The sequence below is a fragment of the Nonomuraea sp. NPDC049695 genome, assembly GCF_040674955.1.
GTDB classification, from domain to species: Bacteria; Actinomycetota; Actinomycetes; order Streptosporangiales; family Streptosporangiaceae; genus Nonomuraea; species Nonomuraea helvata.
Genome location: NZ_JBFANV010000008.1, coordinates 118,899 through 143,556 on the forward strand (window position 1 = coordinate 118,899; position 24,658 = coordinate 143,556).

The following is a 24,658-nucleotide window of genomic DNA, read 5'->3' on the forward strand; positions in this document are numbered from 1 at the left end:
TCCACGCGGCAGGGGTACGGTGTGGAATGACACCAACACCCGAAAACCGGTGGCCACGCGGGTGCAGAACGTGAAACGGTCGCTTCCCATGATCCATTGGACCGAGGCGGGGCAGGAACGGTCGGCGGTCTGGCGTTCCGCGCTGGGCGCGCCGCCACCGAGGCGCGTGATCACGGCCGACGACCGGATGACGGCCGACGCCGCGTACCGGCTGGCCTGTGAGGGCACCGCGCTGCTGTGGCAGGGCGACTTCCAGAACGCCCGCCAGCTGCTGGCGGCCATGGGACGCCGGTGCAAGCCCGCCGCCCCCGGCGCCGACTTCCACCGCTACCGCCAGGCCCGGTCACAGCGCGCCCGCACGCTGGGCATGCTGCTCATCCCGTTCGCCGAGGACCACGTGGTGCCGCTGCGCAGGGCGCCCGACGTGCGGGCGGCGTGCGCCGAGGTGTACGGCCCCGAGGCGCCTCCCGCCGTGGGCCAGCTACGCGAGCTGCTCGGCCTGATCGGGGCCCACGAGTGGCGGCGCAAAGGCGTGTACGTCCCCGCGCTCGGCGCCCGCATCCACCCGCACCACGGCGTGTTCTCGCCGATCAGAGGCGAGTACATCGACCTCGTCGCACAGGCGCCGCTGCCGGACGACCGGCTGGCGTTCGACATCGGCACGGGCACGGGGGTGCTGGCCGCCGTTCTGGCCAGGCGGGGCGTACGGCACGTCGTGGCCACCGACATGGACCAGCGGGCCGTGGACTGCGCCGGCGAGAACGTCGCCCGCCTGGGCCTGGCCGACCGGGTGGAGATCGTACGCGCCGACCTGTTCCCGCCCGGGGAGGCGCCGCTGATCGTGTGCAATCCGCCGTGGCTTCCCGGCAAGCCGGTCTCGCCCCTCGACCAGGCGGTCTACGACCCTGAAGGGCGGATGCTGCGCGGCTTCCTCGACGGCCTCGCCGCGCATCTGGAGCCGGGTGGCGAGGGCTGGCTCATCCTGTCGGACCTCGCCGAACACCTCGGCCTGCGTACCCGGGCCGACCTGCTGGCCGCGTTCGAGCGGGCGGGGCTGCGCGTGGCCGGACGCCTGGACGCGCGGCCCCAGCACAACCGGCCGCAGGACGAGCAGGACGCGCTGCACGCCGCCCGCGCCGCCGAGGTGACCTCACTCTGGAGGCTCGCACGCCGCTGAACTCTGGAGGCTCGCACGCCGCTGGGCCGATGGCATGACTCTGACGGCTCGCGCACCGGGGGCCGATGGCTCTGAGGGCCCCGCACACCGCTGAGCCGACGGCCTCGGCCGACGGCTCTGGAGGCTCGCGCGCCGGGGGCCGATGTTAGCCGCGGCCTCTCAGCGGCAGGAGAGATGCATGCACATCTCGGGAGTACAGTGTGTTCTGCCTGATCACCGCTACACGCAGGCGGAGATCACCGAAGCGTTCTCCCGGCTGACCGATTGCGACGAGGACCTGCTGAGACGCTTCCACACGGCCACCGGTGTGGAAGGCCGCAACCTCGCACTCCCGCTGGCCGACTACGCCAAGCTCGACTCCTTCGAGCGCGCGAACGACATGTACCTCGAGGTCGCCCTCGATCTCGCCGAGCAGGCTCTGAGAGGCGCGCTGCGCAAGGCGGGCATCCGCCCCGAGAAGGTCGACCACCTGCTGTTCTGCTCCACCACCGGCATCGCGACGCCCTCGCTGGACGCCAGGCTGGCCCAGCGGGTGGGGCTGCGGCCGGACGTCAAGCGGGTGCCGGTGTTCGGCCTGGGCTGCGCGGCGGGCGCGTCGGGGCTGTCGCGCCTGCACGACTACCTGCGCGGCTGGCCCGACCACGTCGCGGTGCTGGTGTGCGTGGAGCTGTGTTCGATGACGATCCAGCGGGACGACACCTCGATCGCGAACCTGGTGGCCAGCGGCCTGTTCGGGGACGGCGCGGCGGCCGTCGTCGCGACCGGGCGCGGCGAGGGCCCCGAGGTCGTCGCCACCCGCAGCAGGCTCTATCCCGGCACCGAGCATCTCATGGGCTGGGAGGTCGGTCAGCACGGCTTCCGCATCGTGCTGGACCCGGACCTGACCGGGTTCGTGGAGCAGGCGCTGGGCGGTGACATCAAGACGTTCCTGTCGGACTACGGCCTCACCCCCGACCAGGTCGCCACCTGGATCTGCCATCCCGGCGGCCCCAAGGTCATCGAGAAGATCGCGGAAAGCCTCGGACTGCCGCAGAAGGCGCTCGAGGTGACCTGGCGGTCGCTGCGCGAGCACGGCAACCTGTCCTCGGTCTCGGTGCTCCACGTGCTCCAGGAGACCCGGGGCCGGCCGGGCGCGCCCGCCGTGCTCCTCGCCCTGGGGCCGGGCTTCTCCGCCGAGTTGCTCATCCTGCACTGGTGAGCGCGTATCTCGTCCTCATCGGCCTGGTCGTCCTTGAGCGGCTGGCCGAGCTGACGGTGGCCCGCCGCAACCTGGCCTGGGCCAGGGCCAGGGGCGGCGTCGAGTACGGCAGGCGGCACTACCCCTGGATCGTCGTGGCCCACGCCGCGCTCCTGGCGGCGGCGCCGGCCGAGGTGTGGCTGACGGGCCGCCCCTTCGTCCCGCTGCTCGGCTGGCCGATGCTGGCGGTGGCCGTTCTCGCCCAGGGGCTGCGCTGGTGGTGCATCGGCACGCTGGGCAGGCAGTGGAACACCCGCGTCGTGGTGGTCCCGGACATGCCGCTCGTGCGCGGCGGCCCGTACCGGTGGCTGCGGCACCCCAACTACGTGGCCGTCGTCGCCGAGGGCCTCGCGCTGCCCCTGGTGCACACCGCCTGGCTCACGGCGCTGTGCTTCACCGCCGCCAACGCCATGCTGCTCACCGTACGCATAAGCGTCGAGAACGCGGCGCTCAGCGGGCGGCGGGATCCCGCCGGGAAACCGTGATCTCCTCGGGCTGCGCACAGCGCCCGTGTCTGCCTCACCGGCCCCACCCGTCACAAGCGATCACGCCTCGGTCGCGGTTTGCGCTCGCTTACGTCACCGGCTCGGCCAGCGGCAGATCAAGTTTCGTCGTACGGCTTGGAGGTGGTTGCCATGAAGATTCGCCCCTTAGCGGCGGGTGCCGGGCTCGTCGCGCTGTTGGCCCTGTCCGCGTGCGGCGGCTCCGGTGGCTCGACGAGCGGTGAGCGGGCGCCCAAGCCTGCCAACGCCAATCAGCAACCCGTACGCCCGTCCCAATCCCCCACCCAGCAGGAGAAAGCCGAGCAGGACACGACGGCGGCCCAGATCTCCACGTTCGCCCTGGACGTGGACACCGCCTCGTACGGCTACGCCCGCCGTACCCTCCAGGAGGGCCGCTGGCCCGCGCCCGCCGAGATCCGCCCCGAGGAGTGGGTAAACGCGTTCCGGCAGGACTACGCGCAGCCGCAGGACGACGGGTTCGCCGTGCACGTGGACGGCGCGAAGCTGCCGTCGCGCGACGAGGCGGTCCTGCGCGTCGGCCTGCAGACGCGCGCGTCGGACGCGGCCGGGCGGCGGCCCGCCAACCTCACGTTCGTCGTGGACGTCTCCGGCTCGATGGCCGAGACCGGCCGCCTGGACCTCGTCAAGTCGGCCCTGCTCAAGCTGCTCGACCAGCTCGCGCCCGGCGACCAGGTCTCGATCGTGTCGTTCAGCGACGAGGCCCAGGTGCTGGCGTCGATGACCCCGCTGACCGCCAGGGGCGAGCTGCGCGAGGCGGTGGACGAGCTGACCGTCAACGGCGGCACGAACCTCGAGGCCGGGCTGGTCACCGGCTACCAGGAGGCGTCCAAGGCGTTCCGCCCCGCCGCCACGAACCGGGTCATCCTGCTCTCCGACGGCCTGGCCAACCAGGGCAGCACCGAGTGGCAGGCCATCCTCGACCGGGTCAAGGAGTACGCCGGCAGGCAGGTCACGCTGCTCACCGTCGGCGTCGGCCGCGACTACGGCGACGAGCTGATGGAGCAGCTCGCCGACAACGGCGACGGCATGGCCGTGTACGTCAGCAGCCAGGAGGAGGCCGACAAGATCTTCGCCACGCAGCTCCCCGCGAACATCGAGCTGCGGGCGCGCGACGCCAAGGCGCAGGTCGTCTTCAACCCGTCGGTGGTGGAGACCTACCAGCTCATCGGGTACGACAACCGCGCGCTGGCCACCGAGGAGTTCCGCGACGACAGCCGCGACGGCGGGGAGATCGGCCCCGGCCACTCGGTCACCGCGCTCTACTCGCTGCACCTCAAGCCGGGCGCCAAGGGGCAGCTCGCCCAGGCCACCGTACGCTGGCAGGACCCCGACACCAGGAACGCCTCGGAGGCGAGCAAGGCGCTGCAGGCCGACGAGCTGGCCCCGTCGGTGTGGGACAAGGCTCCGGTCCGGCTCCAGGTGGACGTGGCGGTCGCCGCGTTCGCGGTCTACCTGCGCGACCGCAAGGCGTTCGGCATGGACCTGCCCGAGCTGGGGAAGCAGGCCACGCGGCTGGCGGCGGCGTCGGAGGACCCGATGGTGTCGGAGCTGGTCACGCTCATCGGCAGGGCCGGCGCCGTGGGCTGAGCTAGTCGTCGCCGAGTATGGGGGCGGCAGTGGCGGAACGGTAGTAGTAGTCGTACATCGCCTGGGCGAACCCGGCCTTCGACACGTGCGCGACCTTCTTGCCGCGCAGCCGTTCGTACGACTCCCGTGACGCCTCTGCCGCCACGTCGTACGCCGCCCACAGGCGCAGGTACTCGGCCCGGTCGAGCCGCTCGTCCCCGTCGGCGTCGAGCGCGTCCCAGAGGGCGTCGGTGATCGGCCAGACCACGTTGGCCACGAACTCCGTCCGGTCGCGCTCGGGGGCCAGCGCGTACTCGATGTAGGACTCCCTGCTGATGCGGCCGTGGGAGTCGGTGCCGATGTGGCGGACGGCATAACGCCAGACCCGCTCGTACGCGTTCCTGACCAGCCGGCTGCCCTCCTCGGAGAGCCCCAGCCGCTCGCAGAGGGCGGTGGCGACCACGGTCATGTCCCGGTGATCGAGGTAGCCGTCGTGGTCCATGTCGCTGGTGTCGAACGCATGTCCAGCATTTCGGGCACGTTCATCCATGACGGCCACCCTTGGTAACTGTGTATCTACCGAACGTTACTTAAATACTGACCAGACCTGACGGCCTGTGTCAACGCGGTGGACACGAATCCCTGTGTGGGACCCGGATCGACCGGCAGCACGCCCGCGTACAGCAGGTCGACCATCGGCATCGGCCGGGGGTAGCAGAACACCGACGAGCCCGTGCCGAGGATCGACGGTGTGTCGATGACGAGGGGCAGCTCGGCCAGCAGGAAGGGCAGCGCCTGCTCGGCCTGCTCGCGCGAGAGCTCCGGCACCCCGACGATGGGCCGTACCGCGTCCAGGCAGTGCTCCGCGAAGGCCGGATGGGTCGCGACAAGGCGCTCCAGGCCTGTTCGCGCCGCGCTGTAGGCCCGGTTCGAAGCCAGCTCGTTCCAGTCGGACACCGTGGCGTTCGACGGGTCGAGGGCGTCGAGCGCGCGGATCACCCGGTTGCGCGTGTTGTTGGCGGCCGACCGTGCCTTGGCCCCCGCCTTGGCGGCCGGGCACCCCCTCGCGACCAGCGTCCCGGCCAGCTCGACGCCGGGCACGAGGACGTGGACCCGCGCGAACGTCCGGGTCGCCCAGTCGAGCAGGTGCCTGATGGTCCGAGGGGTGAAGTAGCCGTTCAGGGCGCTGACGCCGACGACGGCATGCTCCCGCCCGTCGAGGATCTGGGCGCAGCGCGAGGTCAGGGGTACTGGGTCGAAGCCGATCACGGCACGGACAGTAGCAAGTTTTTACTCTCCGTATGCGAGCCTTTTAAGGTGTGCTTCGGGGGTCACGGAATCGGCTACACTCGTACACGCAGCAAGGGGCTATAGCGCAGTTGGTAGCGCGCCTCCATGGCATGGAGGAGGTCTGGGGTTCGAATCCCCATAGCTCCACCCACACGAAGCCCGGGCTCAGCGCCCGGGCTTTCTGCTTTCCGTCGGCGGCATAGGACAAATGTCATGCCGAGATCAGGATCGACGGCACCTGTCACGGCGGGGAAAGCGCCGGAAGATCGAGCCATGAGACGAATCCTCCCGGCTCTGGGGCTCGCCCTGCTCGCCCCGCTGATCGCCGAGTTCCTGCTCGGCGACTTCCCCTGACGTACCTGTACTTCCTGGTCCTGCTCGCCCCCACGTACGGCGGCGCCACGGTGGTGATCCGCGAGGTGGCCAGGAGGAAAGGGCTCACATGGCCGAGCATCGTGCTGATGGCCCTGGCCTACGGCGTGTTCGAGGAGGGCATCATGACGATGTCGCTCTTCAACCCCGACTACGCCGGACAGCGGCTGCTCGACCCCGGCTACCTCCCCGCGCTCGGCATCGGGGTGCCGTGGACGCTGTTCGTGCTGGCCCTGCACACGGTGTGGAGCGTGAGCGTGCCCATCGCGGTGATGGAGGAGATCACCGGTGAGCGGCGGACCACCCCGTGGCTCGGCAAGGTGGGCCTGGGCGTGGCGGGCACGGTGGCCGTGCTGGGGGCCGCGTCCACGACGCTCTTCTCCTACGGCAACGGGCACTTCCTGGCGTCCGTGCCGCAGCTCGTGTCGATCGTGGTGATCGTGGTCCTGCTCGTGGTCGCGGCGTTCCGGCTGCCGCGGCACAGGAGCGCCGCCGGGCGGGCGCCCTCGCCCTGCGCTGGTGCTCGGAGCGACGCTGGTGGCCGGAGCGGTGTTCGAGCTGCAGACCGTGATCGACGGGCTGCCGGTCTGGGCGACCATCGTCTTGCTCGTCGCGGCCGAGGCGGGTATGGCCTGGCTGGCGCTCACCTGGTCGGCGCGCGAGGGATGGGACGGCAGGCACCGGATGGCCCTGGCCGGTGGGGCGCTGCTGACCTACACCTGGCACGCGTTCCTGTCGAACCCGGTGGTGCCGTCCTCCCCCGTGCTCGACCTCGTGAGCCACGTCGTGTTCGGGCTGGCGGCGCTGGCTCTCCTGCTGGTGGCGGTTCAGAGGGTGAAGTCGAAGGTGTAGGAGTGGCCTCCGTCGGGTCCGATGACGATGTTCATCTCGCCCCTGAGTCCCCGCAGGTCCCCGGTGCCGGAGTCCGGGACGACCGAGACGGTCAGCGACTGCTTCCCGCGGTCGCTGACCGCGTTGTGCTGCACGACGAAGGCCCCCGAGCGGCCGTCCAGAGTGCCCTCGATGCGCTCCAGTGCCACGTACGACTTCGAGTCCTCCACCTCCGTCGCGGCCACCAGCAGATGCACGACGCTGGTGCCGGTCAGGTCCCCGTGGAAGGTCTTGGACATGGTCACGAGCCCGAGTGAGACGCCGTCACGCTCCTCGAAGGGCGGCTTGGCGTCCCAGTCGGCGGTGTCGAAGGCTCCTTTGGCGAACATGTGCTTCATCATGCCGGGCGTACCTGTCAGATCCCGTCAGGTACCGGTGAGCCGCTCCACCACCGGGGCGAACTCGTCCAGGTATTGGGCGTTCACCGACACGTACGAGATGCCGAGCCTGTCCCTGCGCCGGCGGAGCGTGTCCACCATCTCGTCCGCCGTACCCAACAGGACCCCCGTGCCGCCCGCCGGGACGGACAGCCAGGAGGGCGGCTCGGCGCCGGCGGCCGCGAGGTTCATGCTGAGCTCGAGGTCGTGGAAGCGGTCGCCGGCCAGCTCGTACAGCTCGTCCAGCTTCGCGGCCACCTGGTCCTCCGTGTAGTGCTGCGGCACGCCGAGCGCCACCGTGTCGGCCTTCTGCGCGGCCAGCCCGAGCAGCCTGGTCCCGGCGGCGGCGACGAGCACGCGCACGTCCTTGACGGCGTCGATGGTCTGGGAGAGCCGCTCGATGCGCTCGCCCGGTGTCCCGAACCTCACGCCGAGCGCCGCGGCGTCCTGCTCCGCGTGCGCTCGGCCGGCGCCCAGGCCCAGCTCGAAGCGGTCACCGGTGAGCGTGCGCAGGGTTGAGGTCTCCCAGGCCACGGCCTCGGGGGTGCGGTTGGCGACGCTCAGCACGAACGTGCCCACGCGCAGGGTCGTCGTGGCCGTCGCGGCGACGGCGGCGGCGATGAAGGGCGACAGCGTGCGGAGCGTGTCGGGCACCAGCAGCGTCGAGTAGCCGAGGCTCTCCGCCCGGCGGGCCAGGCCGGTCCACGCGTCGGCGTCGGTGGCTTGTCCGGCGACCGCGCCGAACCTGAACGGGTGAGTGGTCATGCCACCAACGATCTCCGACGCGCGGGCCTGGCACATCGTCCGCCGGGCCGGTGGCTCACTACACCCGGGGGCGCAAGCCCGCGCGGGAGGCTACTCCCCCAGCAGTATCCGCGTGAAGTCGTTGGCGAACTTGCCCTGCGGGTCGAGCCGCCGGGCCAGGGAGCGGAAGCGGTCGGGGCAGGCGGGCCACCGGGTGAACAGCTTGCCCCAGTGCGGCCGTGGCTCGAACGGCGCCAGCGTCTCCTCCACCAGCTTCAGCACCGGCAGCACCCCGGCCACGTCCCTCACCCAGGTGAAGTGGATGCCCACGCTGTCGCGGCTGTGGAACGGGCTGAGCCACAGGTCGTCGGCCGCGATCGAGCGCACTTCCGAGATGTGCAGGACGGGCCGGATCCGGTCGCCGATCGCGTACAGCTCGCGCAGCGCCTTGACCGCATGCTCCCTGGGCAGGATGAGCTCCGACTGCAACTCGTCGCCCGCGCCGCTCGGCTCGGCGTCGTGCCGGAAGTGCGGCAGCCGCTCGTGCCACGGACCCGGCACGCCGAGCTGGACCGTGCAGCTCTCGGCGGGCATGCCCGGCAGCGGGTGGCGGGGGCCGTCGGCCGGGGTGGTGCCGTACCAGTCGGAGCTGGTCAGCTCCTCCGTGCGCTTCAGCCAGACGCGGGTGTCGCGCCAGTCGGTGAAGAGGCTGACGCTGTAGCCGGCGGCCATGATCTCGTCGAAGTCGGCCAGCGCGTCCTGGGACAGGCCCTCGCGTACGTACTGGCGCACCTCGAAGGCGGGCACCAGGTCGAGGGTCACCGAGGTGACGATGCCGAGCGCGCCGAGTGCCACCACCGCGCCGGGGAAGTCGGCGTCGCCGCGGGAGAGCGTCAGCACCGAGCCGTCGGCGGTGACGAGGTCGAGCGAGGACACGGCGGCGGCCAGGCTGGGCACGGCGTCACCGGAGCCGTGCGTGCCCGTCGCGACCGAGCCCGCCACGGAGATGTGCGGCAGCGAGGCCAGGTTCGCCAGCGCGAAGCCGGCCTGGTGCACCAGCGGGGCGAGCCGCGCGTACGTCATGCGCGCGGGCACCCGCACCGTGGCCGCCGCGCTGTCGATCTCCACCGCGTCCGGCATCCGGTCGAGCACCACGAGGTCGCCGGTGGTGTCCGCGACGTCGTTGAACGAGTGACCGCTGCCCAGCGCCCGCACGCGGGAACCGGCCGCGACGAGCCGCTGGAGCTCGTCGAGCGAGCTCGGATGGTGGACATTTTGCGCCCGGAATGCGGTGTTTCCCGCCCAGTTGGTCAGCATCACGGCCATACCTTCCCATAGCGCACCTTGTCAGCCTCGCCCGGGTGCCGCTAGGTTCGAGTGCCGCTGACGGAGGTGCGCCGTGCTCTACCTGTCCGAGGCCATCAGCCTCGTCACGCTCGTGCTCTGGCTCTACTGCCTCTTCGACGTGATCACCACGCCCGACGTGCTCTGCAGGAACCTGCCGAAGATCGCCTGGGTGGTCATCGTGCTGATCTTCCCGCTGATCGGCTCCGTCGTCTGGCTGGTGGCCGGGCGCCCGGAGCGGTCGCAGTCGGTCACGCGGCCGAGCGCGTTCCCCGAGTACGACCGCCCCGGCCGCTTCGCCGCCACCAACCCCGATGACGACGAGGAGTTCCTGCGCCGCTGCCGCGAGCGCGCCGAGGAGCAGCGCAGGAACGCCCCCAAGAAGCCCTCAGAGGACCAGCAGGACTAGAAGCCCTGGGCCAGGCGGTAGTACGCCTGGTTCCAGCGCAGCTCCTTGGCGAAGCGCTCGGTCGTCGTGTCGGCGTCGATGACCACCAGCTCCACGCCGAGCATGTCGGCCAGGTCGGTCAGCTCCTCGCGGCCGACCGCCGTGGACAGCACCGTGTGGTGCGGCGCGCCCGCCGTGAGCCACGACTCCGTGGACGTGCGGAAGTTGGGCCGGGGAGTCCAGACCGCACGGGCGACCGGCAGCTTGGGCAGCGGCTGGGGCGGCGCCACGAGGTCGATCTCGTTGGCCACCAGCCGGAACCTGTCACCCATGTCGGCCAGGCCCACCACGATGCCGGGGCCGGGCTCGGCGTCGAACACCAGCCGGACCGGGTCCTCCCTGTTGCCGATGCCCAGTGGGTGGATCTCGCACGACGGCGTGCCGGAGGCGATCGAGGGGCAGACCTCGAGCATGTGCGCGCCCAGGATGAGCTCCTGGCCGGGCGTCAGGTCGTAGGTGTAGTCCTCCATGAAGGACGTGCCGCCCGGCGTCATGGCCTTGAGCGTGCGCAGCAGCACCGAGGTCTTCCAGTCGCCCTCGCCGCCGAAGCCGTACCCGTCGGCCATGAGCCGCTGCACGGCCAGGCCGGGGAGCTGGCGCAGGCCGCCGAGGTCCTCGAAGTTCGTGGTGAACGCCTTGAAGCCGCCCGCCTCGAGGAAGCCGCGCAGGCCCAGCTCGATCCTGGCCGCGTAGCGCAGCGACTCGTTGCGCTCGCCGAGCAGCTCGGGGGCGACGGTGTACTGCTCCGCGTACTCCTTGACCAGCGCCGTCACGTCCGCGTCGGACGCCGCGTCCACGGCCTCGACCAGGTCGTTCACGCCGTACGTGTTCACCGAGACACCGAAGCGGAGCTGCGCCTCGACCTTGTCGCCCTCGGTGACCGCCACGTCGCGCATGTTGTCGCCGAAGCGGGCCAGCTTCAGCGTGCGCACCTCGGCCAGGCCCTTGGCCGCGCGCTCCCAGGCCAGGATCCGCTCGCCCACCGCCGGGTCCGAGACGTGCCCGGCCACGGTCTTGCGCGGCACGCCCAGGCGGGTCTGCACGAACCCGAACTCGCGGTCGCCGTGCGCGGCCTGGTTGAGGTTCATGAAGTCCATGTCGATGGAGCTCCACGGGAGCTCCACGTTGGCCTGCGTGTGCAGGTGCAGCAGCGGCTTGCGCAGCGCGTCGAGCCCCGCGATCCACATCTTGGCCGGGGAGAACGTGTGCATCCACGCGATCACGCCGGCGCACTCGTCGTCGGCGTTGGCCTCCAGCATCACCCGCCTGATCGCCGCGGCGTCGGTGAGCACCGGCTTCCACTCCACGGCCACGGGGAGCTGCTCGGCGATCCGCTGGGACTGCTCGGCCACCTGGCGCAACGTGTCCTCGCCGTACAGCCCCTGGCTGCCGGTCAGAAACCAGATCTTCAACGCGAGCTCCTCTGTCCGTAGACGTTCTGATAGCGGTCGTACAGGCGGTCGATGTCGTCCTGCGGGATGGGCAGCGGCTCACCGAGCTGCCTGGCCACGTGGACGGTACGGGCCACGTCCTCGCACATCACGGCGGCCTTCACCGCCGACTTCGCGTCCTTGCCGATGCTGAACACGCCGTGGTTCTGCATGAGGACGGCCTTGGAGCGGTGGCCCTTGAGCGTCTCGACGATGCCCTGGCCGATCGAGTCGTCGCCGATCAGCGCGAACGGGCCGACCGGGATCTCGCCGCCGAACTCGTCCGCCATGGCGGTCAGCACGCACGGGATGGCCTCACCGCGCGCGGCCCAGGCCGAGGCGTAGGTGGAGTGGGTGTGCACGACGCCGCCGACGTCGGGCATGTTGCGGTAGACGTACGCGTGCGCGGCGGTGTCGCTGGACGGCGAGTGCTCGCCCTCCACGAGGTTGCCGTCGAGGTCGCAGACCACCATGTTCTCCGGCGTCAGCTCGTCGTAGGAGACGCCGGACGGCTTGATGACGAACAGGTCCTCGCCCGGGATCCGCCCCGAGACGTTGCCCGCCGTCCAGACGACCAGGTTGTAACGGACCAGCTCGGCATGGAGGTCGGCGACGATCTTCCTTACGCTCATGCCTGGGCCTCGTTCCTGATCGCGCGGAGGGTGTGCAGCATCTTTCCGTCTCCGAAGAAGTCGTGGAGCCTGCGGTACTCGGCGTAGAGCCGGTCGTAGGCGTCGGCCGCGGCCTCGTCGGGCACGTACGCGGCCTCGGTGCGCTTGCCCATCGCCGCCGCGGCCTCCTCGATGCCCGGGTAGGCGCCGGCGGCGACGGCCGCGTGGATGGCCGAGCCGAGCGCGGGCCCCTGGTCGGAGCCGATGACCGACAGCGGGCGGCGCAGCACGTCGGCGTAGACCTGCATGAGGAAGCGGTTCTTCAGCAGGCCGCCGGCGACCACGAACTCCTCGACCGGCACGCCCGACTGCTCGAACGTCTCCACGATCATCCGGGCGCCGAACGCCGTGGACTCGATGAGCGCCCGATAGACGTCCTCGGGCTTGGTGGCCAGGGTCTGGCCGATGATCACGCCGGAGAGGTTGTGGTCCACGAGCACCGAGCGGTTGCCGCCGAACCAGTCGAGCGCGACCAGGCCGTGCTCGCCGACGGCCTGCTTCTCGGCCAGCGCGGTCAGGCGCTCGTGGTCCAGGTCGCCACCGAAGTTGTCGACGAACCAGGCGAAGATGTCGCCGACCGCCGACTGGCCGGCCTCGTAGCCCCACAGGCCGGGCACGATGCCGTCGCGTACGACGCCGCACATCCCGGGCACCTCGGCGAGCCGGTCGCTGGGCATGATGTGGCAGGTGGAGGTGCCCATGATGGCCACCATCTGGCCGGGCCTGACGGCGTCGGCGGCGGCCGCGGTGACGTGGGCGTCCACGTTGCCAACGGCCACGGCGGCGCCCTCGGGGATGCCGGTCCACTCGGACGCCTGCGCGGTCACGCGGCCGGCGAGGCCGCCGAGCGGGGCCAGCGTCGTGCCGTTGACCTGCTCGCCGACCTGTCCGGTGGCGAGCTTGCTCGCGAAGCCGGCGAAGCCGGGGTTGAGCTCGGCGAGGTACTCCTCGGACGGGTAGCCGCCGTCCTGGAAGATCCCCTTGTAGCCGACCGTGCAGATGTTGCGGCTCTCCACGCCGGTGAGCTGCCAGATGATCCAGTCGGCCGCCTCGATCCAGCGCTCGGCCCTGGCGTACACCTCGGGGGCCTCCTCCAGGACCTGCAGGCCCTTGGCGAACTCCCACTCCGAGGAGATCTTGCCGCCGTAGCGCGGCAGCCAGCTCTCCCCCCGGCGCGCGGCCAGCTCGTTGATCCGGTCGGCGTGCGGCTGCGCGGCGTGGTGCTTCCACAGCTTCGGCCAGGCGTGCGGCTCGTCGGGCGTCTCGAAGCAGAGCGGCGTGCCATCGGCCGTGGTGGGCAGCACGGTGCAGGCGGTGAAGTCGGTGCCGACGCCGATGACGTCCTCGGGCGCGACTCCCGCGGCGGCGATCGCCTGGGGCACGGCGATCTTCAGCACGTCGATCCAGTCCTGCGGCGACTGCAGCGCCCAGTCCGGTCCCAGCCTCTTGCCGGAGCCGGGCAGGCTGTGCTCGATCACGCGGTGGGCGTACTCGTGCACCGCGCTGCCGAGCTCCGCGCCATCGCTGACGCGGACGACGACGGCACGCCCTGAGAGCGTGCCGAAGTCGACTCCGACCACGTAACTGTTAGCGTTCACATTTCACTCCCGGGGGTTACTTCCATGCCCATCATCGCCTAGCCAATCATCACCTACGAGCCGCCGCCGTGCTCGACCGCACGACGAAGCTGGGCGGCACGACCAGGCGCTCGTACGCGGTCGGGCCCACGTCGATCTGCCGCAGCAGCACCTCGATGCAGTGCCTGCCCACCACGTCGAAGTCCTGCCTGACCGTGGTGAGCGGCGGCGAGAAGAACTCCGACTCGGGGATGTCGTCGAAGCCCACCACGCTGATCTGGTCGGGCACCCGCACGCCCGCCTCGCTGAGCGCCCGCAGCACGCCGAGCGCCATCTGGTCGTTGCCCGCGAACACGGCCGTGACGCCCTCCATCGCGGCCAGGCTCTTGCCCGCCTCGTAGCCCGCGCGGGGGCTCCAGTCGCCGGCCAGCGGCTCGGGCACCGGGCGGCCCGCCTCCCTGAGGGCGGCGCGCCAGCCCTCCATCCGGCCCTCGGTCTCCAGCCAGTCGGGCGGGCCGCTGACGTGCCACACGGTCTCGTGGCCCAGCTCCAGCAAGTGGCGGGTGGCGAGTCTGGCGCCCTGGACCTGGTCGATGCAGACCACCGACACGTCGGCGCTGTGCGTGCCCTCGACCGCCACCGCCGGCATGCCCGGCGGCAGGTTCTCCAGTGCGCGCCCGGCCGAACGCTGCGGCGCGACCACCACGACCCCGTCCACGCCCTGCTCGGCCAGGTATTCGATGGCGTCGCGCACGTTCGCCGCGTCGATCGACTTCAGGCTGACGATGCTGACGAAGTAGCCCGCGGTCCTGGCCGCCTGCTCGATGCCGTAGATCGTGCTGGCCGGGCCGTACAGCGTGGTGTCGAAACTCACCACGCCGAGCGTCCGCGACCGCTTGGTGACCAGGGCGCGGGCGACCAGGTTACGTCGGTAGCCCAGCCGGGTGATCGCCTCCTCCACCCGGGCCCGGGTGTCGGGCCGGACGTTCGGATGATCGTTCAGCACCCGGGAGACCGTCTGGTGCGACACGCCCGCCTCCTTGGCCACGTCGGCCATGACCGGCAGGCGGCGCTTGGGGGTCGTCACGGTCTCTCCTTTCGCTGGGCTCAGGGGATCTTACTAACGCGCGGCACCTGCCCTACGCTTTGTCCACACATCGAACGCGACCGCCGCCAGGAGCACGGCGCCCTTGACGAGCATGACCCGCTCGCTCGGGGAGCCGATCAGGGACATGCCGTTGTTGATGACCGCCATGATCAGGCCGCCGGTGATCGCGCCGACCACCTTGCCGACGCCGCCCTGGACGGCCGCGCCGCCGATGAAGGCCGCCGCGATGGCGTCCAGCTCGAAGCTGTTGCCCGCGGTGGGACCCGCCTGGTTGAGCCGGCCGGCGAAGATGATGCCGGCGATGGCCGACAGCACGCCCATGTTCACGAAGATCCAGAAGACCACCGACTTGACCTTCACGCCGGACATGACGGCCGCCTGGAGGTTGCCGCCGATGGCGTAGATCTGCCGGCCGAAGACCGTGCGGTTGGCCATCAGCGAGTACGCCAGCACCAGGATGGCCAGCAGCACCAGCACCCACGGGAGGTTCTTGAAGCGGGCGAGCTGCACGACCAGGAAGAGGATCAGCGCGGCTCCGGCCGCCAGCTTCAGCACGAACAGCGCCATCGGCTCGACCGCCTGGCCGTAACCGCGGCGGGCGTTGCGGGTGCGCCACTGGCTGGCTGCCATGCCGGCGATGGCCACGATGCCGATCAGCAGGCTGAACAGGTCGGCGCCGCCGAGCGGGCCGAGACCGATGTTGCCGAGATAGCCGTTGGTGAAGCCGTTGGCCAGCGTGCGGACCTGGTCGGGGAACGGGCCGATGCCCTGGTTGCCCAGCACGGTCAGGGTCAGAGCCCGGAACAGCAGCATGCCCGCCAGCGTCACGATGAACGCCGGGATGCCGAAGTACGCGATCCAGTACCCCTGCCAGGCCCCGATCACCGCCCCGGCGACCAGCGTGACCAGCAGGGCCAGCGGCCACGGCCAGTGCATGTTCACCATGAGCACCGCGGCCAGCGCTCCCGTGACCGCCACCACCGAGCCGACCGACAGGTCGATGTGCCCGGCGATGATGATCAGGATCATCCCGATCGCGAGGATCAGGACGTAGGAGTTCTGGACGATGATGTTGGAGATGTTCTGCGGCTCCAGCATCGCGCCGTCGGTCAGCACCGTGAACAGCGCGATGATCAGCGCGAAGGCGATGTAGATGCCGCTGGATCGCAGGTTGAGCGACAGACCGCCGAGCGACACCCTGCCCGGCTGCCGTGGCGCTCCCCCGTCGCCCTGGGCGCCGACCTCCACATTGGTGGGCGTGATGCTACTCATTATTTCTGTCCCTTGGTCATCAAGTACATAAGGTGTTCCTGGGTGGCCTCCTGGCGCGGCACCTCACCGGTGATGCGGCCCTCGGAAAGGGTGTAGATGCGGTCGCACAGGCCGAGCAGCTCGGGCAGCTCAGAGGAGATCACGAGGACGGCCTTGCCCTGGTCGGCCAGGCGGTTGATGATCGTGTAGATCTCGTACTTCGCCCCGACGTCGATGCCTCTGGTGGGCTCGTCGAGGATGAGCACGTCAGGCTCGGTCAGGATCCACTTGGAGAGCACGACCTTCTGCTGGTTGCCGCCGCTGAGCTTGCCGACGACGCTGTTGACGCTGGGCGCCTTGATGTTCATGCTCTTGTGGAACTGCTCCGCGACCTTGTACTCCTCGTTCTCGTTGACCCAGCCGTTCTTGGACAGTCCGGCGAGGCCGGCTGCCGAGATGTTGCGCTTGATGTCCTCGATGAGGTTGAGGCCGTACCTCTTGCGATCCTCGGTGGCGTAGGCGATGCCGTGCTTGATCGCGTCCTGCACGTTGCGGATCTCGATCGGCTTGCCGTCCTTGAAGATCTTGCCCGAGATGTGCACCCCGTACGTGCGGCCGAACAGGCTCATCGCCAGCTCGGTGCGCCCGGCGCCCATCAGGCCCGCGAGGCCGACGATCTCACCGCGCCGCAGGGAGAGTGCGGCGCCGTCGACCACCTTCCTGCCGGGCTGGCTGGGGCTGTAGACCGTCCAGTCCTCGACGCGCAGCGCCTCGTCGCCGATCGTCGGCTCGTGCGGCGGGAAGCGGTTGTCCAGCGCGCGGCCGACCATGCCGGAGATGATGCGGTCCTCGGTGACGTTGTCGGTCGCCATGTCCAGCGTCTCGATCGTCTGCCCGTCGCGGATGATCGTGACGGAGTCGGCGATCGCGGTGACCTCGTTCAGCTTGTGGGAGATGATCACGCAGGTGATGCCCTCGTCCCGCAGGCCCCGCAGCAGGTCGAGCAGGTGGGCCGAGTCGTCGTCGTTGAGCGCGGCGGTCGGCTCGTCGAGGATGAGCAGCCGCACCTCCTTCGACAGCGCCTTGGCGATCTCGACGAGCTGCTGCTTGCCCACGCCGATGTCGGCGATCGGCGTCGTCGGGTTCTCGCGCAGGCCGACCCGCTTCATCAGCTCGCCGGCCTCGTAGTTGGTACGGTTCCAGTCGATGAAGCCACGCTTGGCGCGCTCGTTGCCGAGGAAGATGTTCTCCGCGATCGACAGCTGCGGGCTGAGCGCAAGCTCCTGGTGGATGATGACGATGCCGGCGTGCTCGCTGTCGCGGATGCCGCCGAACTCGACCGTCCTGCCCTCGAAGGTGATCTCGCCCTCGTACTCGCCGTGCGGGTAGACCCCGGAGAGCACCTTCATCAGCGTCGACTTGCCGGCGCCGTTCTCTCCGCAGATGGCGTGGATCTCGCCCCGCCGGACGGACAGGTTGACGTTCTCCAGCGCCTTGACACCGGGGAATGTCTTGGTGATGCCGCTCATCCGCAAGATGTGCTCGGTCATATACCCCTCGCTCAGGGAGGAAGCCCCGGGGACTCGGCTGGAGTCCCCGGGGCTCGGCCCTTACTTGAGCTGGTCCTCGGTGTAGTAGTTGCTGCCGATGATGACTTCCTTGTAGTTGCTCTTGTCCACGATCACCGGGTCGAGCAGGTACGACGGGACGACCTTGTTGCCGTTGTCGTAGTCCTTCTCGTTGTTGACCTCGGGCTTCTGGCCCTTGAGCACGGAGTCGGCCATCTTCACGGTCTGCTCGGCGAGCTTGCGGGTGTCCTTGAAGATGGTGGAGTACTGCTCGTCAGCGATGATCGACTTCACCGACTGGAGCTCGGCGTCCTGGCCGGTCACGATCGGGTACGGCTTGCTGTAGCCGGAGCTCTTCAGCGCCGAGAGGATGCCGATGGACAGACCGTCGTACGGGGAGAGCACGCCGTCGACCTTCTTGCCGCCGGTGTAGGTCTTGGTGAGGATGTCCTCCATGCGCTTCTGCGCCGTGGCGGGGTCCCACCGCAGGATGGCGGCCTGCTTGAAGTCGGTCTGGCCGCTCGCGACCTTGAGGGTGCCGTCGTCGATCTTCGGCTTGAGCACCGACATGGCGCCGTTCCAGAAGAACGTGGCGTTGTTGTCGTCGGGCGAGCCGGCGAACAGCTCGACGTTGAACGGGCCCTTCTTGCCGTCCTCGACGCCGAGGCCCTTGAGCAGCGAGGTCGCCTGCTGCACGCCGACCTTGAAGTTGTCGAACGTGGCGTAGTAGTCGACGTTCGGGCTGTTGCGGATCAGGCGGTCATAGGCGATGACCGGGATCTTGTTGTCGGCGGCCTGCTGCAGCTGCGAGGTGATGGCGGTGCCGTCGATCGAGGCGATGATGAGGAGCTTGGCGCCCTTGGTGATCTGGTTCTCGATCTGGTTGGCCTGCGTCGGGATGTCGTTCTCCGCGTACTGCAGGTCGACCTTGTAGCCCAGCTTCTCCAGTTGCTGCTTGACGTTGTCGCCGTCGTGGATCCAGCGCTCCGACGACTTCGTCGGCATGGTGACGCCGATCATGGCGCCCGCGTTACCGGCGGCGGCCGAGGAGGAGGCCTTCGCGTCGACGGTCTTGGTGCTCGAGCCGCAGGCCGTCATCGTCGCGGCGAGCGCGATGACGGACACCACGCCCCCGATTCGTCCCAACCTCATGTCATCTCCTTGCGATGGGGGTCGCGGCAGCGCTGGACGCGGCAGCTGCCGGTAGAGCGAGCGATTCAATCACAGAGCGTGACGAATCAGAACAAAATTCTCATTCGCTATCCGCCGATTGTTATCGCTAACAACGCTCATGTCAACGGGCGCGCATAACCTACCGGAAACTTTCGGGTAACTTTCACCGCAGGTCAGCGCCGGGATCGGGCGGAGAACAAGCGCTGCAGCAAGATGAAGACGAAAAGCAACATTCCGATGAAGATCTTGGTCCACCATGACGACAGAGTGCCCTCGAAACTGATGATCGTCTGGATCAGGCCGAGCACGAGCACCCCGAGCACGGTGCCGAGCAGGAAGCCGCTACCGCCGGTGAGCAGCGTACCGCCGATGACGACCGCCGCGATGGCGTCCAGCTCCATGCCCACGGCGTGCAGCCCGTAGCCGGAGAGCATGTAGAACGACAGCAGCACGCCGCCGAGCGCCGAGCAGAACCCGCTGATCGTGTAGACCGCGATCTTCGTCCGCCCCACGGGCAGCCCCATCAGCAGCGCCGACTGCTCGCTCCCGCCGGTCGCGTACACCGCGCGGCCGAGACGGGTGTAGTGCAGCACGTACGCCGCCACCAGCACGACCACCACGGCGACGATCACGCTCGGTGAGATCCACAGGTCGGCGAACAGGTCGATCCGCGCCTGCGCGAACGCCGTGAACGTGGGGTCCTCGATCGGGATCGAGTCCGTGCCGATCGTGTAACACAGCCCCCTGGCCAGGAACATCCCCGCCAGCGTCACGATGAACGGCTGGATGTCGAAGGCGTGCACGATGTACCCCATGACCAGCCCCAGCCCTGCCCCGATGACCAGCACCAGCGGGATCACCAGGTACGGCGGCCACCCGGGCCCCTTCATGAGGCTGGCCGAGATCATCGTGGACAGCGCCACCACCGACCCCACCGACAGGTCGATGCCGCCGGTCAGGATCACGAACGTCATCCCGACCGCCACCACCAGCAGGAAGGCGTTGTCGATGAAGACGTTGAGTATCACCTGGCCGCTGGCGAACCCCTCGTAGCGGATCCCCCCTGCCACGAACATGGCCAGGAACAGGCACCCGGTCACCAGGACCGGCAGGTACTTGGCGGGCACGCTCGCCCGCCCGATCGTCAGCGTGGTCATCGTGCTCATTGCCTCACTCCGTGAGGCGGCTCGGTCGCTGGGGAGCCGCCGCCTTCCCTCGTCGCTCTGGTCGCTTCGCTCCCTGCGCTCCTCAGTCCAGGCGGCGGCGCTCCCTCGCGCATGCGCACTTTCTCCTCGGCCGCAGGACTGGAAGGCGCCGTCCGGCCGCGTCTGCGGAAGACCTTCTCGCGGAAGGACGGGGACTGGATGAGGCAGACCGCCGTCACGACCAGCGCCTTGAACAGCAGCGTGGTCTCCGGCGGGACGCCGATCGAGTAGATCGTGGTGGTCAGCGTCTGGATGATCAACGCACCCAGCACGGTACCGCCGAGCGAGAACCGGCCGCCCGACAGCGACGTGCCGCCGATCACGACGGCCAGGATGGCGTCCAGCTCGATCCAGAGCCCGGCGTTGTTGCCGTCGGCGCTGGAGACGTTCGAGCTGATCATCAGTCCGGCCACGCCCGCGCACAGGGCGGCGAAGGCGTACACCATGATGATGATCCCGCGCGCCCTGATGCCCGCCAGCCTGCTCGCCTCGGCGTTGCCGCCGACCGACTCGATCAGCATGCCGAGCGCCAGCCGCCGGGTGAGGAACGCGGTGATCGCCAGCACGGCGATCACGATGAGGATGCCGAACGGCACAGTCAGCCAGTAGCCGCCGCCGATCAGCTTGTACGCCGGGCTGTTGACGGTGATGATCTGCCCGTCGGTGATGAGCTGGGCCAGGCCGCGCCCGCCCACCATGAGGATGAGCGTGGCGATGATCGGCTGAATCCCGACACTCGCGACCAGGAACCCGTTCCAGGCCCCCAGCACCAGGCAGAGCCCGAGGGCCGCCGCCACGGCGGTGAACACGCTCGCGTCCTCGCTGATCTGCAGGCACGCCAGCGCTCCCGAGATCGCGACCACCGAGCCCACCGACAGGTCGATGCCGCCGGTGGCGATGACCAGCGTCATGCCGAGCGAGACCAGGATCAGCGGCGCGCCGAACCTGAGGATGTCGATCAGGCTGCCGTACAGGTGGCCGTCCCTGACCTGGATCGAGAAGAAGCCATGCGTGAAGAACACGTTCAGGACCAGCAGCAGCGCGAGCACCACCACCGGCCAGAGCAGCCGTCTCATGAGGCCCGGCCTCCGCTCGCGATCGTTTCCATGAGCACGTCCGTCGTCAGGGAGTCGTCGTTGGGCAGCTCGGCCACCAGCCGCCGGTCGCGCAGCACCTCGACCTTGTGGCTGAGCCGCAGCACCTCCTCCAGCTCGGCGGAGATGAACAGCACCGCCATGCCGCCGTCGGAGAGCTCGGCCACCAGCCGCTGGATCTCGGTCTTGGCCCCCACGTCGATGCCCCGGGTGGGCTCGTCCAGGATGAGCAGCCTGGGCTCCAGGATGAGCCACCTGGCCAGCACGACCTTCTGCTGGTTGCCGCCGCTGAGGTTCCGTACGAGGTGCTCCGGGTTGGGCGGGCTGATCTTCAGCGCCTTGATGTACCTGCCGACCAGCTCGTCCTGCTGCTCACGCGGCACCGGCCTGGTCCAGCCCCTGGTGGCCTGGAGGGCGAGGATGATGTTCTCGCGCACGGTGAGGTCGGGGATGAGCCCGTCGGCCTTGCGGTTCTCGGAGCAGAACGCGATCTTGTGGTTCATGGCCGCGCGCGGCGTGCGTAACGACACCGGTGACCCGCCGACCGCGATCTCGCCCGTGCCCGCGTGGTCGGCGCCGAACAGCAGCCGCGCGATCTCCGTACGGCCGGAGCCGAGCAGCCCCGCCAGGCCCACGACCTCGCCCTCGTGGATCGTGAGCGTGAACGGCTCGATCGCGCCAGGCCTGCCCAGCTCCCGCGCCTCGACCAGCGGCCGGTCGAAGACCTTGGCCTCGCCGTGCATCCGCTCCAGCGCGGCCAGCTCCTGGCCGATCATCTTGGCGACCAGTTCGACCTGCGGGAGCTGCCTGGTGAGGTACTCGCCGACGAGCCTGCCGTTCCTGAGGATCGTCATGCGGTCCGAGATCTCGTAGATCTGGTCGAGGAAGTGGGAGACGAAGAGGATGGCGATGCCCTCCTCCTTCAGCCTCCTCATCACCCGGAAGAGCTGCTCGACCTCGTCGGCGTCCAGGCTGGAGGTCGGCTCGTCCAGGATCAGCACTCTCGCCTCGATGTCGATCGCCCGCGCGATGGCCACCATCTGCTGGATGGCCAGCGAGTACGCCGACAGCGGCGCGGACACGTCGAGGCTCAGCTCCAGCCGGGCCAGCAGCTCGCCGGCCCTGGCCCGCATCCGTTTCCAGTCGATGCGGCCTGCGCGGCGGGGCTCGCGGCCGATGAAGATGTTCTCGGCCACCGAGAGGTTCGTGCAGAGGTTGACCTCCTGGTAGACCGTGCTGATGCCGGCCTGCCGCGCCTCCAGCGGGCTGCCGAACGCCACGGGGGTGCCGCCCAGCTCGATGGTGCCCGCGTCGGCGGGATGGACGCCGGTGAGCACCTTGATCAGGGTGGACTTGCCCGCGCCGTTCTCTCCCATGAGCGCGTGCACCTCGCCGGGCAGCAGTCTGAGGTCGACGCCGTCCAGGGCTTTCACGCCAGGGAACTGCTTGCCGATCCCGCTCATCGTCAGGACCGGCGCGGGTGTGGCCATGTCGCCCCTTTCCGTGTTACTCGGGGTCCGCGCCCCGCACTCCGGCCCCGAAAGACGCCGGCCGAAGTACGGGGAGCGACGCCCCCGACAAGGCGGTCAGTACTGACGGGAGGAGAGCACCTGCTTGGCCTGCTCCTGCGTGAACGTGGTCTCCTGGGTCACCACGCGAGCGGGCACCTGCTCACCCTTGACGACCTTCTTGGCCAGGTCCATGAGCTGCGGGCCGAGCAGCGGGGAGCACTCGACAATGAAGTTGATCTTCCCGTCGGACAGGGCCTGCATGCCGTCCTTGACCGCGTCCACGGTGACGATCTTGATGTCCTTGCCGGGCACCTTGCCCGCGCCCTCGATGGCCTCGATCGCGCCCAGGCCCATGTCGTCGTTGTGCGCGTACAGCACGTCGATGTCCGGGTTGGACTTCAGGAAGGCCTCCATGACCTCCTTGCCCTTGGCCCTGGTGAAGTCACCGGTCTGCGAGGCGATGATCTTGAACTTCGGATCGGCCTTGATGACGTCCTGGAACCCGGACTTGCGGTCGTTGGCCGGCGCCGAACCCGTCGTGCCCTGCAGCTCGACGATGTTCACCGGGTCCTTGCTGTCCTTGTACTCGTTGACCAGCCACTGGCCGGCCTTCTTGCCCTCCTCCACGAAGTCGGAGCCGAGGAAGGTCTTGTACAGGGAGGTGTCCTTGGAGTCGACGGCGCGGTCGGTCAGGATGACCGGGATCTTCGCGTCCTTGGCCTCCTTGAGCACCGTGTCCCAGCCCGACTCCACCACCGGCGAGAAGGCGATGATGTCCACCTTCTGCTGGATGTAGGAGCGGATGGCCTTGATCTGGTTCTCCTGCTTCTGCTGAGCGTCGGAGAACTTGAGCGTGATGCCCGCGTTCTTGGCCGAGTCCTGCACCGACTTGGTGTTCGCGGTCCGCCACCCGCTCTCCGCGCCCACCTGGGAGAAGCCCATGGTGATCGAGCCACCACCGCCACCACTGCCGCCGCACGAGGTCACCGTCATCGCGGTGAGCCCGGCGAGCACCAGCGCCGAGATCCTCTTTAACACGTTGGGGGGTTCCCTTCTCATGTGAGCGCTAACATGCCGAGCGACACGCCGGCGCTCCCTTTCCTTCCTGTACGGCCCGCACCCCGGCCGGACCGGGCCGCCTGGTGTCGAAGCTGATCACTCCTGGAGTACGCGCACGACGAGGTGACGGCGGTAGCCGCGCCTGCCGATCGCTTCGAGACCCCGCGTAACGGGGTCGCTCTGCCGACTGTGAACGCTAACAACAGGCCAGTCAAGAGTCCCGCGGATTACGGTCGGGTCACACGGACAGGGGCGGACCCGCCGTGGGGCCGCCCCCTTTCTCACTGGACGACGCGGTAGTGGGTGGTCACCCGGCCCCCCTCGTCGAGGACGTGGAAGGCGACCGACGGCGGAAGATCGAAGTCCACGCAGTTGTCGAACGACGTGCCGCCCTCCCACGGCAGCCTCAGCGTGGAGACGACGCCCGGGGCCGCCAGCAGCGGACGCCCGGCGAAGGTCGTGGCGGCGGGCGTGTGGGCGTGGCCGACCAGCACGGCGGGCACGTTCGGGTGCCGTCCGAGCAGTTCGGCCAGCGGCTCGGGCGCGTGCAGCCGGATGCCGTCCACGGGCGGGCTGTGCAGGACGGCGGGCGGGTGGTGGAAGGCCACGAAGACCGGCAGGTCAGCGCCGCCGACCACGCCCTCCAGCCAGGCGATCGTCTCCTCGTCCAGACGGCCCGCGTCCTCGCCGGGAATGGAAGAGTCGCACATGGCGTAAACGGCCCTGGAGGTGCGGAGCACCTGGTTGATCGGCCCGTCGTCCTCCGGCCGCCGCTCGCCGAGCAGGACGCGCCGGAACTGTTCACGTACGTCGTGGTTGCCCGGACCGATCACGACCGGGTGGCGTGAGGTGAGCAGCTTGCGTGCCTCCTCGTACTCCTCGGCGAGCCCGTGGTCGGCGATGTCGCCGGTGACCAGCACGGCGTCGAGGTCGTAGGAGAGCGCGTCGAGGTAACGCATGACGGAGGCGGCACGGCCGATGCTCTCGGGGGTCGCGCCGATGTGGATGTCGCTCAGGTGAGCGATCACGATCATGTGATGT

25 protein-coding genes and 1 tRNA gene are annotated in these 24,658 nt (G+C 69.4%); 8 read left to right on the forward strand and 18 right to left on the reverse strand.

The features are described from left to right. Nucleotides 1–88 precede the first annotated feature (88 nt). From AB0J64_RS10205 to AB0J64_RS10220, 4 genes are all read left to right on the forward strand, one after another. Entirely contained in the window at nt 89–1,177 is a 1,089-nt protein-coding gene (locus AB0J64_RS10205; RefSeq protein WP_364023622.1) for a class I SAM-dependent methyltransferase, read from the forward strand. A 178-nt stretch (nt 1,178–1,355) separates the two neighbouring features. Continuing rightward, nucleotides 1,356–2,375, forward strand: a complete 1,020-nt coding sequence (locus AB0J64_RS10210) for a 3-oxoacyl-[acyl-carrier-protein] synthase III C-terminal domain-containing protein (RefSeq protein ID WP_364023625.1) — start codon at nt 1,356–1,358, stop codon at nt 2,373–2,375. Further along, nucleotides 2,372–2,899, forward strand: coding sequence for an isoprenylcysteine carboxyl methyltransferase family protein (locus AB0J64_RS10215; RefSeq protein ID WP_364023628.1), 528 nt, complete (start codon nt 2,372–2,374; stop codon nt 2,897–2,899). The genes AB0J64_RS10210 and AB0J64_RS10215 overlap by 4 nt, the downstream gene beginning before the upstream one ends. Nucleotides 2,900–3,049: 150 nt before the next feature. Next, nucleotides 3,050–4,525, forward strand: coding sequence for a von Willebrand factor type A domain-containing protein (locus AB0J64_RS10220; RefSeq protein WP_364023631.1), 1,476 nt, complete (start codon nt 3,050–3,052; stop codon nt 4,523–4,525). A 1-nt stretch (nt 4,526) separates the two neighbouring features. Here the strand turns inward: AB0J64_RS10220 and AB0J64_RS10225 are convergent, their stop codons facing one another. Together AB0J64_RS10225 and AB0J64_RS10230 are read right to left on the reverse strand one after the other, a co-directional pair. Next, nucleotides 4,527–5,054, reverse strand: coding sequence for a hypothetical protein (locus AB0J64_RS10225; RefSeq protein WP_364023634.1), 528 nt, complete (start codon nt 5,052–5,054; stop codon nt 4,527–4,529). Between the two features lie 26 nt (nt 5,055–5,080). Next, nucleotides 5,081–5,773 (reverse strand): tRNA-dependent cyclodipeptide synthase, encoded by a 693-nt coding sequence (locus tag AB0J64_RS10230; RefSeq protein WP_364023637.1) that lies wholly within the window; start codon nt 5,771–5,773, stop codon nt 5,081–5,083. A 95-nt stretch (nt 5,774–5,868) separates the two neighbouring features. Between AB0J64_RS10230 and AB0J64_RS10235 the strand changes: the two genes are divergently transcribed. Next, nucleotides 5,869–5,941 (forward strand) — tRNA-Ala (locus AB0J64_RS10235). Between the two features lie 66 nt (nt 5,942–6,007). Further along, nucleotides 6,008–6,148 carry a hypothetical protein gene (locus AB0J64_RS10240; protein ID WP_364023639.1) on the forward strand — a complete coding sequence of 47 codons (141 nt, stop codon included), beginning with the start codon at nt 6,008–6,010 and terminating at the stop codon, nt 6,146–6,148. Nucleotides 6,149–6,347: 199 nt separating this feature from the next. Here AB0J64_RS10240 and AB0J64_RS10245 read toward each other — a convergent pair whose 3' ends face one another. Further along, nucleotides 6,348–6,536 carry a hypothetical protein gene (locus AB0J64_RS10245; RefSeq protein WP_364023642.1) on the reverse strand — a complete coding sequence of 63 codons (189 nt, stop codon included), beginning with the start codon at nt 6,534–6,536 and terminating at the stop codon, nt 6,348–6,350. Nucleotides 6,537–6,685: 149 nt separating this feature from the next. Here AB0J64_RS10245 and AB0J64_RS10250 point away from each other — a divergent pair, with 149 nt between their 5' ends. Further along, nucleotides 6,686–7,018, forward strand: coding sequence for a hypothetical protein (locus AB0J64_RS10250; RefSeq protein ID WP_364023645.1), 333 nt, complete (start codon nt 6,686–6,688; stop codon nt 7,016–7,018). Here AB0J64_RS10250 and AB0J64_RS10255 read toward each other — a convergent pair. The 3 genes from AB0J64_RS10255 to AB0J64_RS10265 all read right to left on the reverse strand — a co-directional run bounded on the left by AB0J64_RS10255 (nt 6,994) and on the right by AB0J64_RS10265 (nt 9,504). Then, nucleotides 6,994–7,386, reverse strand: coding sequence for a DUF3224 domain-containing protein (locus AB0J64_RS10255; protein WP_364023648.1), 393 nt, complete (start codon nt 7,384–7,386; stop codon nt 6,994–6,996). The genes AB0J64_RS10250 and AB0J64_RS10255 overlap by 25 nt on opposite strands. Before the next feature lie 36 nt (nt 7,387–7,422). Beyond that, entirely contained in the window at nt 7,423–8,199 is a 777-nt protein-coding gene (locus AB0J64_RS10260) for an LLM class flavin-dependent oxidoreductase (RefSeq protein WP_364023651.1), read from the reverse strand. Nucleotides 8,200–8,289: 90 nt separating this feature from the next. Continuing rightward, nucleotides 8,290–9,504 (reverse strand): FAD-binding protein, encoded by a 1,215-nt coding sequence (locus tag AB0J64_RS10265; RefSeq protein ID WP_364023654.1) that lies wholly within the window; start codon nt 9,502–9,504, stop codon nt 8,290–8,292. Nucleotides 9,505–9,577: 73 nt separating this feature from the next. Here AB0J64_RS10265 and AB0J64_RS10270 point away from each other — a divergent pair, with 73 nt between their 5' ends. Beyond that, nucleotides 9,578–9,931, forward strand: a complete 354-nt coding sequence (locus tag AB0J64_RS10270; RefSeq protein ID WP_364023657.1) for a PLD nuclease N-terminal domain-containing protein — start codon at nt 9,578–9,580, stop codon at nt 9,929–9,931. Here the strand turns inward: AB0J64_RS10270 and araA are convergent. The 12 genes from araA to AB0J64_RS10330 all read right to left on the reverse strand — a co-directional run bounded on the left by araA (nt 9,928) and on the right by AB0J64_RS10330 (nt 24,651). Then, nucleotides 9,928–11,382: an L-arabinose isomerase gene (gene araA, locus AB0J64_RS10275; protein ID WP_364023660.1), complete on the reverse strand. Its 1,455-nt coding sequence runs from the start codon at nt 11,380–11,382 to the stop codon at nt 9,928–9,930. The genes AB0J64_RS10270 and araA overlap by 4 nt on opposite strands. Next, nucleotides 11,379–12,032: an L-ribulose-5-phosphate 4-epimerase gene (locus AB0J64_RS10280; protein WP_364023663.1), complete on the reverse strand. Its 654-nt coding sequence runs from the start codon at nt 12,030–12,032 to the stop codon at nt 11,379–11,381. Before AB0J64_RS10280 ends, araA begins: the two co-directional genes overlap by 4 nt. Further along, nucleotides 12,029–13,651, reverse strand: coding sequence for a ribulokinase (gene araB / locus AB0J64_RS10285; RefSeq protein ID WP_364023851.1), 1,623 nt, complete (start codon nt 13,649–13,651; stop codon nt 12,029–12,031). The genes AB0J64_RS10280 and araB overlap by 4 nt, the downstream gene beginning before the upstream one ends. Before the next feature lie 67 nt (nt 13,652–13,718). Next, nucleotides 13,719–14,705 (reverse strand): LacI family DNA-binding transcriptional regulator, encoded by a 987-nt coding sequence (locus AB0J64_RS10290; protein ID WP_364023853.1) that lies wholly within the window; start codon nt 14,703–14,705, stop codon nt 13,719–13,721. A 63-nt stretch (nt 14,706–14,768) separates the two neighbouring features. Then, nucleotides 14,769–16,028 carry a multiple monosaccharide ABC transporter permease gene (mmsB, locus tag AB0J64_RS10295; RefSeq protein ID WP_364023666.1) on the reverse strand — a complete coding sequence of 420 codons (1,260 nt, stop codon included), beginning with the start codon at nt 16,026–16,028 and terminating at the stop codon, nt 14,769–14,771. Further along, the gene (mmsA, locus tag AB0J64_RS10300; RefSeq protein WP_364023669.1) at nt 16,028–17,557 is read right to left on the reverse strand and encodes a multiple monosaccharide ABC transporter ATP-binding protein; all 1,530 of its coding nucleotides are present in this window, start codon (nt 17,555–17,557) and stop codon (nt 16,028–16,030) included. Before mmsA ends, mmsB begins: the two co-directional genes overlap by 1 nt. Before the next feature lie 60 nt (nt 17,558–17,617). After that, nucleotides 17,618–18,727 (reverse strand): multiple monosaccharide ABC transporter substrate-binding protein, encoded by a 1,110-nt coding sequence (gene chvE / locus AB0J64_RS10305; protein ID WP_364023671.1) that lies wholly within the window; start codon nt 18,725–18,727, stop codon nt 17,618–17,620. A gap of 194 nt (nt 18,728–18,921) precedes the next feature. Next, a complete protein-coding gene (yjfF, locus tag AB0J64_RS10310; RefSeq protein ID WP_364023674.1) occupies nt 18,922–19,914 on the reverse strand; it encodes a galactofuranose ABC transporter, permease protein YjfF in 993 nt (330 codons plus the stop codon). Continuing rightward, complete coding sequence (locus AB0J64_RS10315) at nt 19,911–21,029, reverse strand: ABC transporter permease (protein ID WP_364023677.1); 1,119 nt, start codon at nt 21,027–21,029, stop codon at nt 19,911–19,913. Before AB0J64_RS10315 ends, yjfF begins: the two co-directional genes overlap by 4 nt. Continuing rightward, on the reverse strand, nt 21,026–22,537 hold the full coding sequence (locus AB0J64_RS10320) for a sugar ABC transporter ATP-binding protein (RefSeq protein WP_364023680.1): 1,512 nt from the start codon (nt 22,535–22,537) through the stop codon (nt 21,026–21,028). The genes AB0J64_RS10315 and AB0J64_RS10320 overlap by 4 nt, the downstream gene beginning before the upstream one ends. 96 nt (nt 22,538–22,633) lie before the next feature. Next, complete coding sequence (locus tag AB0J64_RS10325; protein ID WP_364023683.1) at nt 22,634–23,596, reverse strand: ABC transporter substrate-binding protein; 963 nt, start codon at nt 23,594–23,596, stop codon at nt 22,634–22,636. Between the two features lie 302 nt (nt 23,597–23,898). Then, nucleotides 23,899–24,651 (reverse strand): metallophosphoesterase, encoded by a 753-nt coding sequence (locus AB0J64_RS10330; RefSeq protein WP_364023686.1) that lies wholly within the window; start codon nt 24,649–24,651, stop codon nt 23,899–23,901. Between the last annotated feature and the right edge of the window lie 7 nt (nt 24,652–24,658).

Bases quoted from the DNA above. Each gene is read 5' to 3' on its own strand.
- AB0J64_RS10255 (WP_364023648.1), bottom strand. From the start codon at position 7,386: ATGTTCGCCAAAGGAGCCTTCGACACCGCCGACTGGGACGCCAAGCCG.
- AB0J64_RS10205 (WP_364023622.1), top strand. From the start codon at position 89: ATGATCCATTGGACCGAGGCGGGGCAGGAACGGTCGGCGGTCTGGCGT.
- AB0J64_RS10280 (WP_364023663.1), bottom strand. From the start codon at position 12,032: ATGAGCGTAAGGAAGATCGTCGCCGACCTCCATGCCGAGCTGGTCCGT.
- chvE (WP_364023671.1), bottom strand. From the start codon at position 18,727: ATGAGGTTGGGACGAATCGGGGGCGTGGTGTCCGTCATCGCGCTCGCC.
- AB0J64_RS10225 (WP_364023634.1), bottom strand. From the start codon at position 5,054: ATGGATGAACGTGCCCGAAATGCTGGACATGCGTTCGACACCAGCGAC.
- AB0J64_RS10265 (WP_364023654.1), bottom strand. From the start codon at position 9,504: ATGGCCGTGATGCTGACCAACTGGGCGGGAAACACCGCATTCCGGGCG.
- AB0J64_RS10315 (WP_364023677.1), bottom strand. From the start codon at position 21,029: ATGAGACGGCTGCTCTGGCCGGTGGTGGTGCTCGCGCTGCTGCTGGTC.
- mmsB (WP_364023666.1), bottom strand. From the start codon at position 16,028: ATGAGTAGCATCACGCCCACCAATGTGGAGGTCGGCGCCCAGGGCGAC.
- AB0J64_RS10290 (WP_364023853.1), bottom strand. From the start codon at position 14,705: ATGGCCGACGTGGCCAAGGAGGCGGGCGTGTCGCACCAGACGGTCTCC.
- AB0J64_RS10210 (WP_364023625.1), top strand. From the start codon at position 1,356: ATGCACATCTCGGGAGTACAGTGTGTTCTGCCTGATCACCGCTACACG.
- AB0J64_RS10260 (WP_364023651.1), bottom strand. From the start codon at position 8,199: ATGACCACTCACCCGTTCAGGTTCGGCGCGGTCGCCGGACAAGCCACC.
- AB0J64_RS10330 (WP_364023686.1), bottom strand. From the start codon at position 24,651: ATGATCGTGATCGCTCACCTGAGCGACATCCACATCGGCGCGACCCCC.
- AB0J64_RS10220 (WP_364023631.1), top strand. From the start codon at position 3,050: ATGAAGATTCGCCCCTTAGCGGCGGGTGCCGGGCTCGTCGCGCTGTTG.
- AB0J64_RS10320 (WP_364023680.1), bottom strand. From the start codon at position 22,537: ATGGCCACACCCGCGCCGGTCCTGACGATGAGCGGGATCGGCAAGCAG.
- AB0J64_RS10240 (WP_364023639.1), top strand. From the start codon at position 6,008: ATGCCGAGATCAGGATCGACGGCACCTGTCACGGCGGGGAAAGCGCCG.
- yjfF (WP_364023674.1), bottom strand. From the start codon at position 19,914: ATGAGCACGATGACCACGCTGACGATCGGGCGGGCGAGCGTGCCCGCC.
- mmsA (WP_364023669.1), bottom strand. From the start codon at position 17,557: ATGACCGAGCACATCTTGCGGATGAGCGGCATCACCAAGACATTCCCC.